At 49.6% G+C, this 13,447-nt stretch carries 18 protein-coding genes; all 18 read right to left on the bottom strand.

All coding sequences use genetic code 11. The annotated features are described in order from the left end of the window. Positions 1 to 168: 168 nt before the first annotated feature. The 18 genes from NST37_RS01210 to NST37_RS01125 all read right to left on the bottom strand — a co-directional run bounded on the left by NST37_RS01210 (position 169) and on the right by NST37_RS01125 (position 13,446). Positions 169 to 369 carry a hypothetical protein gene (locus tag NST37_RS01210; protein WP_003390323.1) on the bottom strand — a complete coding sequence of 67 codons (201 nt, stop codon included), beginning with the start codon at positions 367 to 369 and terminating at the stop codon, positions 169 to 171. 86 nt (positions 370 to 455) lie between these two features. Continuing rightward, complete coding sequence (locus NST37_RS01205) at positions 456 to 602, bottom strand: hypothetical protein (protein WP_170208410.1); 147 nt, start codon at positions 600 to 602, stop codon at positions 456 to 458. Positions 603 to 615: 13 nt separating this feature from the next. Continuing rightward, positions 616 to 1,455, bottom strand: coding sequence for a hypothetical protein (locus tag NST37_RS01200; protein WP_039070442.1), 840 nt, complete (start codon positions 1,453 to 1,455; stop codon positions 616 to 618). Next, positions 1,455 to 2,354: a hypothetical protein gene (locus NST37_RS01195; protein ID WP_003390320.1), complete on the bottom strand. Its 900-nt coding sequence runs from the start codon at positions 2,352 to 2,354 to the stop codon at positions 1,455 to 1,457. Before NST37_RS01195 ends, NST37_RS01200 begins: the two co-directional genes overlap by 1 nt. Next, positions 2,351 to 3,700: an ATPase, T2SS/T4P/T4SS family gene (locus NST37_RS01190; protein WP_031933447.1), complete on the bottom strand. Its 1,350-nt coding sequence runs from the start codon at positions 3,698 to 3,700 to the stop codon at positions 2,351 to 2,353. The genes NST37_RS01195 and NST37_RS01190 overlap by 4 nt, the downstream gene beginning before the upstream one ends. Further along, positions 3,700 to 4,818 (bottom strand): hypothetical protein, encoded by a 1,119-nt coding sequence (locus NST37_RS01185; RefSeq protein WP_327956768.1) that lies wholly within the window; start codon positions 4,816 to 4,818, stop codon positions 3,700 to 3,702. Before NST37_RS01185 ends, NST37_RS01190 begins: the two co-directional genes overlap by 1 nt. Further along, the gene (locus NST37_RS01180) at positions 4,815 to 5,606 is read right to left on the bottom strand and encodes an SAF domain-containing protein (RefSeq protein ID WP_327956770.1); all 792 of its coding nucleotides are present in this window, start codon (positions 5,604 to 5,606) and stop codon (positions 4,815 to 4,817) included. The genes NST37_RS01185 and NST37_RS01180 overlap by 4 nt, the downstream gene beginning before the upstream one ends. A 15-nt stretch (positions 5,607 to 5,621) precedes the next feature. Beyond that, complete coding sequence (locus NST37_RS01175; RefSeq protein ID WP_227278040.1) at positions 5,622 to 6,350, bottom strand: hypothetical protein; 729 nt, start codon at positions 6,348 to 6,350, stop codon at positions 5,622 to 5,624. 119 nt (positions 6,351 to 6,469) lie between these two features. Then, positions 6,470 to 7,228, bottom strand: a complete 759-nt coding sequence (locus NST37_RS01170; protein WP_003390315.1) for a hypothetical protein — start codon at positions 7,226 to 7,228, stop codon at positions 6,470 to 6,472. A gap of 135 nt (positions 7,229 to 7,363) precedes the next feature. Beyond that, a complete protein-coding gene (locus NST37_RS01165) occupies positions 7,364 to 7,642 on the bottom strand; it encodes a hypothetical protein (protein ID WP_003390314.1) in 279 nt (92 codons plus the stop codon). Between the two features lie 108 nt (positions 7,643 to 7,750). Beyond that, positions 7,751 to 8,368: a hypothetical protein gene (locus NST37_RS01160; protein WP_003390313.1), complete on the bottom strand. Its 618-nt coding sequence runs from the start codon at positions 8,366 to 8,368 to the stop codon at positions 7,751 to 7,753. Positions 8,369 to 8,465: 97 nt separating this feature from the next. Next, the gene (locus tag NST37_RS01155) at positions 8,466 to 8,990 is read right to left on the bottom strand and encodes a hypothetical protein (RefSeq protein WP_003390312.1); all 525 of its coding nucleotides are present in this window, start codon (positions 8,988 to 8,990) and stop codon (positions 8,466 to 8,468) included. Further along, the gene (locus tag NST37_RS01150; protein ID WP_003390311.1) at positions 8,987 to 9,409 is read right to left on the bottom strand and encodes a TadE/TadG family type IV pilus assembly protein; all 423 of its coding nucleotides are present in this window, start codon (positions 9,407 to 9,409) and stop codon (positions 8,987 to 8,989) included. The genes NST37_RS01155 and NST37_RS01150 overlap by 4 nt, the downstream gene beginning before the upstream one ends. A gap of 3 nt (positions 9,410 to 9,412) precedes the next feature. Then, on the bottom strand, positions 9,413 to 9,892 hold the full coding sequence (locus NST37_RS01145) for an A24 family peptidase (RefSeq protein ID WP_003390309.1): 480 nt from the start codon (positions 9,890 to 9,892) through the stop codon (positions 9,413 to 9,415). Next, positions 9,889 to 10,065, bottom strand: a complete 177-nt coding sequence (locus NST37_RS01140) for a hypothetical protein (protein ID WP_003390307.1) — start codon at positions 10,063 to 10,065, stop codon at positions 9,889 to 9,891. Before NST37_RS01140 ends, NST37_RS01145 begins: the two co-directional genes overlap by 4 nt. A 66-nt stretch (positions 10,066 to 10,131) precedes the next feature. Next, a complete protein-coding gene (locus NST37_RS01135) occupies positions 10,132 to 11,040 on the bottom strand; it encodes a type II secretion system F family protein (RefSeq protein ID WP_003390305.1) in 909 nt (302 codons plus the stop codon). Positions 11,041 to 11,044: 4 nt separating this feature from the next. Then, positions 11,045 to 11,944, bottom strand: coding sequence for a type II secretion system F family protein (locus tag NST37_RS01130; RefSeq protein ID WP_003390304.1), 900 nt, complete (start codon positions 11,942 to 11,944; stop codon positions 11,045 to 11,047). Between the two features lie 14 nt (positions 11,945 to 11,958). Next, a complete protein-coding gene (locus NST37_RS01125; protein ID WP_339186120.1) occupies positions 11,959 to 13,446 on the bottom strand; it encodes an ATPase, T2SS/T4P/T4SS family in 1,488 nt (495 codons plus the stop codon). Position 13,447: the final 1 nt, after the last annotated feature.

Below are 13,447 nucleotides of genomic sequence, written 5' to 3'. Positions count from 1 at the left end.
AGACTCGGCTAATGAAAGCTGACGGTCGCCGCCTTGTACACCCTTTCCTTGTGGGATTGCTTCAACTGACCCTGGGGATCGCTCCCCCATAAAAAAGCGCACAGACTCCCTACCATGACCAATATGATTAAAAAAACTTGTAGTTGGAGCATAATCGATAGGAGTAGATTATCGACTTGAGTAGGAGTTGCCGTTTTGCATCTTGAACTGAACGTTTTCGCCTTTTGTGTCATAGTTGAGGGAAGTCACAGAGTTGTGAATGTTCTCGGCGGATTGGATCGCGGAGGGACTTAGTTCATTGCCGTAGGAGCTCACTCCGATCCCCAGAACCATCACGCATGCAAGAAAGATAAAAAACATTTTTGACATAACAGACACTCTCCTTGTTTATTTTTGTTTGAAGCAATCAAAATTTTGGCCATACCTAACACATCTGTTTTTTAATCGCATTTCACTTACGGAATAGCTTGATCAATCCAGTTGACCGCTCGATCGCGCAAACCGCCATCGCTGACTATTGACTCGTTAACCGACGACATGCTTGCTACGATGATTCCCAGTGTGAAAACAATACACATCAGAATCGAAAACAACTTGCTCATACCTATCCCTTCCTCAAGTCAGGTATTTGTCCAAAATTTCCGTAAGCAGCTTATACCAGGGAAACATAGCTACGAGTAATCCCATATAAAATGCCGGATAAACAATGACACTGTAGCCGATCCCCAGTGATTTGATTTTCTTTCGATGCCGAAACATCCGTCGATGATCGACAGCCCACTCCAATCGCTGCATGGTCAGGGCAACCTGACTTTCACTCAAGTTTTCAACAGTTCTCATACTGGACACCAGAATAACCGCATCTTCAACTCCCAGTTTTCGCTTGAATGTTTCCAAAGCTTCATCAGGATCCTTGTTCCATTCGGAAAGACTAGGAACATATTCCTTTAACAGACGGGTCGGCCGTGCCGCCTTTAGCATGGCACTGTATACGGGGACCTGATTCTCCAACAAATTGACGTATCTGTTGATAAAACGGGCAATATCGGTACTCAGCACCTCCTCCCGGTACCCGGCCCACACTTTCAATCCGATATACGGCAGCATAAAGCTGAGGGTAGAAGCGATCAGCAGCGTCCATAGTGGAAACGACTGCGAGCGGCTAAACATTGCAGCGAACAGAATCAATAAGCAGACAGTTGTTCCACTGACCAACTGGGAGAACACCCACTCAGGCTTGCCCCATCCAAACGGCCGTCCGGCGCGTTCGAGAAGCTTCTCCCATGCTTGATCTTCAGTTGCGTTCACCGTTTTTGTCCAAATATCTCTCCAGGGAACGGAGACAAACAGCTTGGGACGTTGAAGGCCAATCAAGCACCTCCCTATAAACAGACAACCAATAAAGACAAAGACTGCACCCAAGGTCAAAGTGACATACATGTAAACCTGTGGCATTAGCGATACCTCCTTCCCCAGATGAATGCCAGCAGGATGGAGATGGACCAGACGGTAACTGCCAGCGATAAAATCGCTTGTCCATCATTGGTAAAGAAGTATAGTCTGTAAGAATCTTTAAGCAGACTCTGATTGTAAGGAATCAAACAAATACAAATGATGATCACCACAATCAAACTAATCCAGATCGCATGAATTTCGCTGTTTCTTTCCTCTTTTTCGTCCTGTTGTATAAACATTTCATTCGTAAGCCGGTTTAACGCGGTTTGAATATCTTCGGTTTCTCCCTCCAGTCCGCTTGCCACATAGGTTGCGAAATCAGAGGCCCACGGATGGTCCAACCGTTCCGCAAACTGATTCAAAGCAAGGACAGGATCTCCCCCATCCGACAGCTTATTGGTCAACAGCAAAAGGTCCGGCAATAAGTCTTTCGGGCATTCCTCAACCATATCCCGAAAAGAGAGAATAATGTTTTTTCTGCTGCTGTAATAGCGAGAGAACAGGTCGACAAAGCGACAAAATGACATGATTTTTCGGTTGATAAGTACGGTATAACGGGCGTACAGCAAAAGAGTTGGAAGCAATAACAGCAAAACAAACAGCGAGAGTGAGACGACGATATTTCCAAGGAGGATGCCGGAAGCAAAGCCCGCCGCAGACCCAACCACGGAAAGAATCAGGTATACTTCTGGAACTCCCCCTGCCACCTGACACCATCGTTCGTACTGGTTGTATATGAATTGATTGGTTTTTCGCTGAAGCATTTTTTCCCGCCACGCTGCTACCGTTTTGGAAAAAAACACGGGGGGCGCGGACCATTTCTGATACAGATACAAGCCTAGCAAGTAAAACCCGATCAAAAGGCAAACAAACATGGGGATGAACAAAAATAGCTTCATATCAACCTTCCCATATCCGTCAGGCGCAGCTCTTTCAGGGTGTCCAAATCGGCCCTTCCTACATAGCACATGTATTCGACCAGGTGCCCATCGAGCTGCTTCCCTGTCCATTCGTACTCTCCGCTAATCCTGTTGCGATATACGAGCGGTACGGACTCGACTCGATTCATCAGATCATTCCATTCCGTCACGTGAATGGCATCAATAAAGCGATGTCCGTTGTTTCGATAAGTGAGCGAATTCACGAAATTGACGGCACGGCTGATCCTCTCCTGAGTCAGTTCGACACTTCGCCCGCCGTACTGATAAACCAGATCGGTCAAATCGTTTAGGGCTTTATGGGGAAACCGTTCATGCATCGCAGCGATCGTAGCGTCTGTTCCTCGCACTCCTGCATTGATAAAGTGATAGGCCTCGATCGGCTCCCTGATTTCTCCAATCAGGATCGTATTGGCGGTAGAACGATACATATCCTTAAAGGAATTCGCAAGTTCGATACCGATTTCTTCAACATTTTGCAGCTCAATGACTTCCCCGCTCCACACGTCTCCAAATCTCATTTCATGTTCGCTTTCAAAAATCGTAATGTACTCGGTTCGCGGGTCCTTTAGTTTGAGCATGCACAGCATTAAGGTCGTCTTTCCGGCTGCCATAGGACCAATGACCAACACATTTCCCCGGCCGTGCACTTGCTGCTCGATCAACAGTTGTACCTTTTCATCAAAGGTTGGCATCTCCTGTTTGCGGAGATCATCCAGCGAAAAGGCAAGAGTCGCAAAACGCCGTACAATGATGACAGGGACTCGGGAATACGGGAAGGTAAACATGGTCAGCCGCGCTTTTAAAGACTCCAGGTAACCACTAAGGCGCGGCTTCTTTTCATGGAAAGAAAGGCCTGCCGTATTAGTCAGCTTCTGTTGAAGCGTCTCTACCTCTTGCCATGTGGGCATATAGTTTAACGTCTTCTTCACTCCCTGCTCAATATAGGCAACCTGGCGGCCCGCAGAAACCCTCACTTCCTCTACCCACGGAGAGAGATGTAGTGTTGCGTCGATGATTCCCCACCCGTATGTCGAGAAAGCAAGCCCTTCATAAGCATTGACATGAGGAAGAATTTCTTCTTTGACGGGGCGTTTCAGCACTTCTTCAAAGTAGTGTTGCAGACGAAGGATAATATGACTATGGCTGTCACGGTCGCCTTTTTCCGCTAACGTTAAAATTCGCTGCATTTCAACCTTTTCTTCACGTGTAGAGCCAAAGTGGTTTAAATAATCGCGTGCCGCCTGTTTGATATCTTCGATGGTCTTTATCTCCGATGGATTCCATTGTCTGACCGCCTTATTCATCAACACACGACCGCTCCTCTTACCATTTTTTCAGTTTCCATAATGGCTTGCAGGCTCATGACATAAGGCTTGGGAGGAAGAAATTCCTCTACCAACACACTATGGGTTCGGTGTGACTGCCGCAGACGATCATCGGAAATGCGTGGAACCACTCCGTATACAGAAATACCTTCACCGATACGATGATTCTGCCCCTTATCGATATGGCTAAGCATGACCTGATACTCTACCCCGCGCTTCTCCCAGCTTTTTATCCATTCTTTTGCTCCCTCGATGCTAAACGGGTCCGATCGGACAAACAGCAAATTGCGATCGGCGGTGTAAATCAATCTCTGCATCGCATCTGTCTCGGGAAAGCTGTAGCCCCAGTCAATGTAGATGTAGTCAAACTGTTCCCGCAGCGATGACATCAAATTGGATATCTCCATGCTTCTCCAATTGCTTGTGGCGTTTGCATAAAACAGGTTGGGCAGTTGGTTGCTTTGTTTGCAAATTTTTCGCCATGTTCGCAAACGAGCTGTACGCAAATCCAACAGGTCCGGTCTGAACTGGCTTAGTTGATGTTGCTGCAGCTTGAAAAACCGGGTCAAATCCTGCTTGTGAACATTCATATCAAGAACGAGAATCTGTTTATCAGGGTTTTGCTTCGCCAATAAAATCGGGTAGTTGATGCAAAAGGTCGTTACCCCTGCACCTCCGTGACTCATCAAAGCGTATATCATGCCCCGGCCTTCATATGGGCCAGCCGTATCGTCTTCATCGTCCAGGCTCAGGATTTGTCCAATCCCCTTTCGTATCTCATCCTGGGTCAGATTGGCGGAAAGTATGTAAACACCGCTCAGATCAGCCTTCTGTACCACTTCCTTAATCAAGCTTTCATTTTGGTAAAGTGGTACGACAACAATCGGTGTTTGAGGATCCAACGTACTCCTTGCCAAGGGCAGCCACTCCCAGACAGGTGTCTCAAACATCTCGGCAAACAGTACCGCTGCTTCTGGTTGATACAGTTTAGCCAAACGATAAAAATCGGCAGAAGACTCTGACACCAGAACCTGGCAACCCATGGGCATATACGTGTGAACAAGAGATTTTACCGGATAGCAGACGATCGTCTTCATGATGTTATCTCCACCTCCTGATTCGATAATTGACCAATCTGGACGATCCCGTATAAAAACGCCTCACTAATCGCGGAAAATTGTTGATCGGTCAGATTCAAACCGATAAAGGATGCAAGCGCAGTCGGCTGTGAACGGTAATCCTGGTAACGCTTTTCACCGTTTAGCAACGGTTTCTCTCGTGACCCATTAAAGATCGCATCCATATGGTCGGGAGATGGAAGGGGATTGGGCCTGATCGTATAAATTTCTGTACCATTGCTGTCTCTCACCGTTGCCAGCTGGGTCGTGAACAGTAAATCCGCAGTTCCATTGCTTTTCCTGAAATGACTTGGTTCAGGCAAATGTTCCAATTCGGAAGGTGGTTTATACGTGACCCATACCTTCACATAGTCGCCTTTTCTCAATTCTGTGACGGGATTAAAAAAAGTGAGAGGAAATTCATAGCGGGCCATTCCTTTTTCCGGGAGAAGCTGATTGTCCGTCAGCTTGCTCTGTAAAATCTGTTCACCCGAAAAGATCGTTTGCGTGCTGCGTTTTCCAAGGACACTCTCCAAGTCCCTGATTGCATCGGGCAGTATGTTGTCGATTCCCTCCTGAACCAATACGAGATCAGCTCTGGTTATCGGTTCGTACGGGGCAATTACCTTGCCTGGGGCTACCTTTACCACCGGGGCAAACAATCGCTTGAGAGCAATTGCATCAATATATCGAGTAGCCGCATAAAAGCAAGAGCCAGCCAGTATAAAAGAAATGATGCTAATAATGATTAACGTCTGTTTTTTCATAGCCCTCTTCCTTCGCTAATGTAAAAGTGAGGCAAAACCGCTCTCCTCTTCTGGAAACTGCTCTAGCAGCAGCATAGCCTTCGAGTGGGCTGCAAAGGTTTTATCACCATCAAAAAGCGGGATTACTGTATGGACTTGAGCAGAATTGCCCTCGTTCCAAAGAGACAGGGTTCCAGCCACTTTTTTCATAATGGCTGTGCGATTCCACTTTTCATTCCATTTATTCGCAACCATCCTGATCTTGCTTTGATTGCCTTGCCACCAGCTCGGAGCTTTTTCCGTCAAAATCATCCGGGTGAGCCGTGCTATATCAGAGTCAAATACGACCCAAATCTCATCAAGCATCGTCAGCAATCGCTCAATCTGATGATTTTTCCAAGATGAGGATATATCGATCAGGACAGTGGAGCTCTCCTTGCTCAAGCGAAATAGCCAATCAACAGCATCGCTGCAGGAATCCTTGTTTTTCAGCGGGGTATCAACATGGATGCGAAGACAATCATTTTGCATGTAGAGAGTGGAGGACAAGTCTTCTTGTGCAGCTTGATGTGCCCTCCGTTCAAAGTCGAGAGCAAAATACAGGTAGGAGCTTGTGCCAGGCAGTTCGCAAAGAGTAACAGCCGATCCGCTGCCTGCCATAGCAAAGGCGACATTGCCAGCCAAAAAACTGGCGCCAGCTTGAGGATACAAGCTCAAAACTGCAATGCATCGGCGATCCTGTCTACGCGTCTCTTCGATTGCCACGCTCGTCAGTTTCTCCTTCAGCTCTTCAAGGCGTCGCTCTTCTTCCGTGGTACGGATCAAATCTCTTTGCTCCAGTTCGCGAAACTTGCTGACAAATCGGTTTACTTGCTGAAACATCATTAGCCTGCCTGCGTGTCATTTTCGTTTTGTTTTGCTCGCAGGTATTCTTTGAATTTTTCTACCATCTCTTTCATCGTGAGATTTTTACGATGGTAGTAGTATATTTTCCGCAGCCTTTCTCGTTCCTGAAAGGTGAGATTTTGCTTGATCTGGCCGACCATTTCTTGCAATTGGGCCAGCTCGGCATTGTTTGGTCTGCCTCTTCGTGGAGGTTTGGCAAACAGCTGCTGCTGTTTTTTGCAAAACGCATGGGGCTGCTCCACCAGCCACATATCTACCAATGATTCAATATCCGCCAATGAACGTATTCCCAGCCGGAGCAGGTATTTAAAGTAGGCGGGGAGGTTTCGCTCACCGAGCTGTCCAGATCTCCAGCGGCGATAATAACCAGTCGGGGAGGTTAACATTTTCGTTACATCACGAACGAGGATATTGCGATCACCGGATTGATAATGTACGATCGTATCCTTTACCAAAGTGAAAAGGAGATCATGGTAATCGGCCTGCTGTTCATTTTTGCCGTGCTCGTGCGTGTACCACTCTTCGACGGCCCGGTCAAAGTCTTTTCGGCAATTCGTGAGATTGATGCTGTCCAAATGTTTGTAAAAGTACTCCAGTCCATAGCGGGAAACAATCTCATCTTGATAGGGACCGAAGACAAACAGGATAAATCTTTCTTTTAATTCCTCTACTGACATTAGGCAATTCGTTTGTTCGTAGCAGCGATTAACCAGTTCTCTTGCGTTTTTCACTGTCACTTCAAATTACCCCCAATTATTACATATTTATACATTAGTAGACATTTTGCTACATATTTCACCATACGTCAAACCATTTTTGCTTCAATGATAGGGGCCCGCCTTGGACGCATCCGTACAAGGCGAGCTTGCGGGTTACTCTACGAAAAAGTAGAGCTCTTCCCCGGTTGCGAGCAGAAGAGCAATTCTTCCCCCGCGCTCAATGACAGTCGGAGCACTCTCCATAACCACGATCCCGTCATTGAGGACAATCCTTTCTCCGAATCGGTTTACGGACTCGATCCGAAAGGTTCCCTGAGGCATGCGGTCCACTGACAGATGCCTGCCGGGTTTGTGCTTTTGGTAACGCACGCGACGTCCCAAAAGCACATCCACTCCTGTAGAGCGGTCTTGGTGAGCTTCAACTGTTGCCAATTGCAACTCCTCCTTTTCTCACCAATTTTTTACGGCCGTTTCATACGCTTATAAGCTCATGAAACTATCCTTACCGTAAAAAAAGACAGCGTATGGATGCAAATAAATTTATCCATCTTCCCACAGGCGGGGATCGGCAAGCTCCGGGTACATGTCCGTAATCATGTCAAACGGGGAAAAGTACAGCGTATCTACAAGAATCTTGAGCTTGTATTTCCGCAAATAGTGGTAAGCCTGCTCCGTTTTTCCAAATATTCGCGGCAATTCGCGCAAGTCTTTAATGTTCATCAGTTTGTTGCACATATAGTCAAAACAAATTTTTGCCCTCTCCTCCCCCTTTACGCTTTGAAAGTACAGCGGGGGGAAATGGCGCCGAATGCCCGCAAGAACCTCCTCGTAAACCCATAGTATTTTTTGCTCCTCCGACGGCTTCGGAAGATACGGGTAGGCGTATTCCACGAGGTAGTAGACATCCTGAGCCTTCGCTTCAATAGGAGGTTCAACATATTCCCGAATCAAATGGAGCTTTAGTTCCTTTACATCTTTTATGCTCATCTCACGACGTGCCTGTTCCGGCGTCCACATTTTTACTTGCTCTATCGCATATCGAATGACTAGCTGAACTTTTTGTTTGCGATACTGCATATCCTCAAATTCGTACGGCGAAAAGCGCTTTTGTGCTCCACTCAGGATGCGCTTGTACCGCTCGACGATTGTTGACGGCACGGCTCACTCACTCCCACACTTTTGTAATTTGGAATTTGAATCCAAATTACCATGAAAAGGTAGGACAAAAATAACAGGGTTTACAATATCGACCAATCTAAAAGTCATACATTCCGGATTGCGACACCCTTCGGAATGTCACATCCGACTCTCCCCACAGATGATGCAGCTTCTGTCTGGCCTCTATTTTTACATGGTAGATTCCTTGTCCATACAAGCTTTTCCGTTCGCCCTTCTGATGCACCACGGTCGCTGACTCCGCCTGCCGCTCCACTGCCGGGCGATTCAACTCCCATAGCAGTCCGGCCTCTTCGCGAGCTCCCCGGACAATATCGGCCTCGTACCGTTTGGCCTCGCTGCTAGTCGCGACCAGTATTTTTTTCGTTTCCCCGTCCGCATCCTGGTACTCCCATGCTCCCGCCGCTCGCGCTCCTTTTGACACAATGTCAGCCGTCTGCTGGACGCGCATGCTCGCCAGGCTCGCCTGGCCTTGTATGAGCATGATCGACAATAATCCTCCCATGCAGATGAGAAAAAAGAGCGCGGTAACCGTCATTGTCCCGCGCTCCTCAGCCAGCTGCTGTATCATCCAATTTTTCTTTTCCTCGCCCTTTCTCCTCATTGGCTGCCACCCTTCTCCGCATTTTCAATCATCAGATGATAGCTCTCTTTCAATTCAAAAGGCTTTCCGGTAGCGAGCAGATGAAACTTCATTGTCGCCTCAGCTTCAAAATGATTCCCTTTCTTCCATCCCCCTTGCACATAGAGGCGAACGCGGCTATCCGTCATACCGATCCCCTGCTTCAGCTCCGCTTGGCCCATCTCTGCCGCGTGATAGTTGGCTAAGCCGAAATTCGGCTGGACGGCAGCGATTCTTCCTGCCTCATAGGCTGCAGCCAAAACCTTTTGCCGGTTGTACAGGATGGAAAATTGATCAAATGAAAAGATAAACACAAACCAGAGCAGGGGTAGTGCAAGGATGAGCTCCAATATTTGCGTCCCTCGCTCATTGCGGATCAAGCCGAACCAATTTCTTTTCATTTGCTACCTCCACAAGTGCTGCACCAGATACGCACCCAAAAGGGGCACGGCATAGGGAAAGGACAGGGCTGCTTCTTTATTTCGGGGAAGCCAGATTTTCCGATGTGCGACCCAGCCTGCAAAGATTGCATGCATATTTCTGCCTAAACGCCTCCAGGTTCCAGGGAGAAAAACAACCACCGCCAGACAAACCCAGAGCGAGTGTAAAAAAAGCGGGTACACTCCCGACCAGCCCACCCAAGCCCCTACCGCCATCAGCAGCTTTTGGTCGCCCATCCCCATGCCGCGCAAAACAACCGGGACCACCGTCAGCAAAAAGGCTCCCGCAACTCCTGCAACGGCTGTCCACCCCATCCCCGCCTGCCATTGATAAACAAGGCCGGCAGCCAAGGCCGGAAACGTTACCGTATTTGGAATCTTGCGGCATTTCCAATCAAAGTATGCGGCGATACCCAGAAGCAAAAAGATTACAGCTTCCGTCATTTGCTGAGTTGGGTCTCCAGTTCCTGAATCCTCGCTTCCTCTACGCTGCCCAGATTTTGCAGTGTCGGAATCAGGACGATCAGAATAATGGCGATGATAATCACCATCTCCACAATCGTCACACCGTCTTCCTCCTTTGCAAACCGACGGATGTAATCAGTGATCAAGGTCATGGCAATCACTCCTTTTCAATTTGTACTTTTACTTTGTCAAAAGACAGAGCCCTCGGCAAAAAAACTTTACAAGCGTTCCCCGATTCCGATAAAAATAGGGCCCATGACCAGAAACAGCAACGGAACCCCCATCAGAACGATCACGAACGGAAGCAGACGCACATTAAGCCGATTCATGTGATCGGATGCCTCGTCCTCCTGCTGGCGGACCTGCTCCTCCACCTGCGCCGCGATCATCTTGGCGATGCTGACGCCCTTGCTCATCGCCTCATTTATTTCCATCGAGATCGCCGACAGGGTATCTACCTCCCAACGAAAAGCCAATTCCTCCAGCGCTTTTCTCCAGGTCCCGTAGCGTCTTTCCTCCACTTCCAGCCGCGCCAGCTCCCTTCCCAGTCTTCCGTCAAAACGGCGTGCCGTCTGCTTTACGGCTGCCTGGATCGGCATGCCCGCCTCGACCAGAGACTGTACAATGCCAAAAAAAATCGGAACCTGCTCGCGAATCTCAGCCTTGGCCCGTTTGTCTGCCACGTCCAGCAGCATCGTCGGCAGCAGAAACAATAAAACCGCGATGATCAGCGGCAAATAAGCCGTAGTATTCAATGACTGACCCCCTGTGTACGCAATCGCCAGTTGGATCACGACCGCCAGCATCACGATTCCGCCAACCGCCTTTGCCAACGCGACCTCTGCCAAGGAATAGCGCGAATTCAGCCGGAAGAGGATATCGGCTGTATGGGTACGGTTGATTCCGGTCCACTTGCAGACAAGCTCCAATAAATCATCATGCTGCTCCAGATAGCGGGCCAGCTTCCAGGGAGAGATCGTCTTGCCGAATGCACTCTCCAGATGTGAGTGACGTTCCTGCTCAATCCGTCCCAAAAGAGTCGGGACACCCTCCTCCCTTCTTTCCAAGCAAGCGGGCAATCCCCAGAACAATACCGCGATCCCGGCCAGCGCTCCCAGCCACCACATGGCTTCACCCTCCTCTATGAATGCCTTTATGGGCAAGGTGGCGTACGACCTCTCCGCCCATCAGTATCGACCCGAGGGACGCCAATATCAAAAATCTCCCGGAAAGGGTGGCTGTCAGCGGGTCAAAATGACTTGGGTTGTTCACGTACAAAGCGATGATAAACACGAACGGCATCACACTGAGCAGATTCACCTGGGCCGTAATTTGCGCCATGGCGGCTCGCTGTCTTCGCAGCGCCTGCTTCCTTCGGAGTATAGTCGATGAAGCTAGATCAAGCGTTTTGGCCATGTCCCCGCCCATCTCTCGCTGGATGTAGACGATCGTCGCCAGGTAGCGGACATCTGCTGAACCTGTTCGCTCGTAGAACATGTTCATGACTCGCTCCAGCGGCACTTGAGCACGCAACAGCTCCACGATTCTGCTGTATTCCGTCGTTACGGACTTGTCCAAATAGGGACTCGCTGCCACCTGCTCAAATGCATGCAGATAAGAAGGCGATGTCCGCAGAGAACTGGCCATCAACCGAATCGCCTTTACGTTGTCCACCTCAAATCTCTCTTTTCTCCTTGCCCCCAGAATGCTGACGATCCGCTCTACGAAAAGAACACCGGCGAATAAAGCGGGCAGCGCCAGAATCCATGACTGCAGGAGCTTTTGTGTCACGCCAAAGGAAACAAGTCCCAGCACAAACGCAAGTCCAATGTAGTGATTGACGCCTAATCCGGAGCCAGATTGCTGCAGCCTGACGCCAAGCCTGTCCCAGATCGTCTGTCGGTCCCGCCGAAGTTGGTGGACAATCTCGTGCTCGTCCTGATGCTCCCGGTAAATAAAAGAGCGCGGCACAGCCACAAGCACAATTCCCGCTCCCAGCCCTGCCGCAACCAATGCACTCTCCAATGCCACGCGCAACCTACCTCCTACATCGGAATCGGCGTCGAAAAGAAAACCCGGTCCCACTCTTCTGGCTGCAGTCCTTTTTCCGCCCAGCGCCGCACCAGTTTCTCCGGTTTATACCCTGTCCACCTGTACTGGCCTACTACCCGTCCGTCCTTTACTCCCGTAGGCTCGTATACGTAAATATCCTGCAAGTAAACGCGGTCCGGATGGATTTGCCTTACGTTGCAGGCTTGGCGGATGCGGTCCTCATGTGACTGGCCCGTCCCGATCACTTCGGTAATCGCCACCACTTTGCGGCTCCCGTCTTCTTCGAATCGCTTCACCTGGACGATCAGGTCCAGCGCCGACCCGATCATCAGATTTCTTTCCGTCGTATTGTATGACTCCTCCGCCTTGGCGAACAAAATCGGCAAGGTCGAATCGATCAATGCCCGCGGGGAGTTGGCGTGAGCGGTACTCCAGCTGCCCGGGTGGTCCGTGTTCATCGCCCAAAGCATATCCACGATTTCTCCTCCTCGCGTCTCCCCGACGATGATGACATCCGGCCGTTTTCTCAGAGAAAGCCGCACGCAATCTTTTATAGAGAAGCCTCCCTTGCCCTCATAGTTGGCAGGCTTGGCCAAAAAGCGCCGGACAAACGGATGCTGCAGCTTCATTTCCAGCACGTCTTCAATTGTAATAATGCTGAGGTGATGCGGGACGTACTGCGAAATCAGGTTGAGCAAGTGCGTTTTCCCTGAACCGGTCCCCCCGCTTACGATGCCGGAAGCGCGAGAGAGACTGATCGCCCATTTTAAGAACGTAAGCATAGGCTCGCAGATCGAGCCATATGCGAGGTAATCCGCCTCTGTCAGCAAATCGCGGTGCTTTCGAATCGTCAGCATGTGGCCATCCGGAGAAATAGAGCGATGGGTCGCCGCTACCCTGGAACCATCCGGCAGTTGGGTATTCAGCTCTGCCTTTGTCTCGTTAAACTCGCGGCCCATAGTGGCGGCCATCTGTTCGAGAAGCCGCAGCATCTCCTCTTCATCGCGGAAGATCGGTATATCCGGTACTTCCAAACGCCCCGTGCTCTTTCGCTCGACGACCAGGTGATCGTAGCGATGAAACATGATTTCCGTAATATCGGGGTCCTCCAGCAGCGGATCAAGCGGCCCCCAGCCAGTCAGGGAGCGGATCAGCCGCTCTACCTCCGCCTCAATTTGAACCGAAGCGAGCGGAGTTCCCGTTTCCAAAAGGAGGCGAATATCCCGTGCCAGCTCTTGCAGATAGGCTGCTTGTCCTTTTTCCTCCCACAAACGCTTTCCGTGCTCCTCCACGATCTGCGTTCGAATGGCTGCCTCTGCCTCGAAAGTCAGCCTTCTATCTACAGGAGCATGCTGCTTCATCTGCATTCTCTCCTGCAGCGTTTGCGATTCACGAGCAGATTCCTTTGCCTGTGTTCGCAGATCAAGGCGTTCACGGGTGACAGCCTGAATTCCGAGCAAAGTCTTTTTGTCAAAGTTCATC

The organism is Brevibacillus sp. FSL K6-6036 (assembly GCF_037964015.1).
Classification (GTDB): Bacteria; Bacillota; Bacilli; order Brevibacillales; family Brevibacillaceae; genus Brevibacillus; species Brevibacillus borstelensis.
Note: the sequence above shows the minus strand (reverse complement) of the source record. Positions and strands in the feature narration are given on the sequence as shown.

What these genes read in the sequence shown, in the direction of transcription:
- NST37_RS01140 (WP_003390307.1), bottom strand. Translation starts at nt 10,065, where the DNA reads ATGACCTTGATCACTGATTACATCCGTCGGTTTGCAAAGGAGGAAGAC.
- NST37_RS01180 (WP_327956770.1), bottom strand. Translation starts at nt 5,606, where the DNA reads ATGAAAAAACAGACGTTAATCATTATTAGCATCATTTCTTTTATACTG.
- NST37_RS01195 (WP_003390320.1), bottom strand. Translation starts at nt 2,354, where the DNA reads ATGAAGCTATTTTTGTTCATCCCCATGTTTGTTTGCCTTTTGATCGGG.
- NST37_RS01145 (WP_003390309.1), bottom strand. Translation starts at nt 9,892, where the DNA reads ATGACGGAAGCTGTAATCTTTTTGCTTCTGGGTATCGCCGCATACTTT.
- NST37_RS01150 (WP_003390311.1), bottom strand. Translation starts at nt 9,409, where the DNA reads ATGAAAAGAAATTGGTTCGGCTTGATCCGCAATGAGCGAGGGACGCAA.
- NST37_RS01125 (WP_339186120.1), bottom strand. Translation starts at nt 13,446, where the DNA reads ATGAACTTTGACAAAAAGACTTTGCTCGGAATTCAGGCTGTCACCCGT.
- NST37_RS01200 (WP_039070442.1), bottom strand. Translation starts at nt 1,455, where the DNA reads ATGCCACAGGTTTACATGTATGTCACTTTGACCTTGGGTGCAGTCTTT.
- NST37_RS01155 (WP_003390312.1), bottom strand. Translation starts at nt 8,990, where the DNA reads ATGAGGAGAAAGGGCGAGGAAAAGAAAAATTGGATGATACAGCAGCTG.
- NST37_RS01135 (WP_003390305.1), bottom strand. Translation starts at nt 11,040, where the DNA reads ATGTGGTGGCTGGGAGCGCTGGCCGGGATCGCGGTATTGTTCTGGGGA.
- NST37_RS01205 (WP_170208410.1), bottom strand. Translation starts at nt 602, where the DNA reads ATGAGCAAGTTGTTTTCGATTCTGATGTGTATTGTTTTCACACTGGGA.
- NST37_RS01210 (WP_003390323.1), bottom strand. Translation starts at nt 369, where the DNA reads ATGTCAAAAATGTTTTTTATCTTTCTTGCATGCGTGATGGTTCTGGGG.
- NST37_RS01190 (WP_031933447.1), bottom strand. Translation starts at nt 3,700, where the DNA reads ATGAATAAGGCGGTCAGACAATGGAATCCATCGGAGATAAAGACCATC.
- NST37_RS01185 (WP_327956768.1), bottom strand. Translation starts at nt 4,818, where the DNA reads ATGAAGACGATCGTCTGCTATCCGGTAAAATCTCTTGTTCACACGTAT.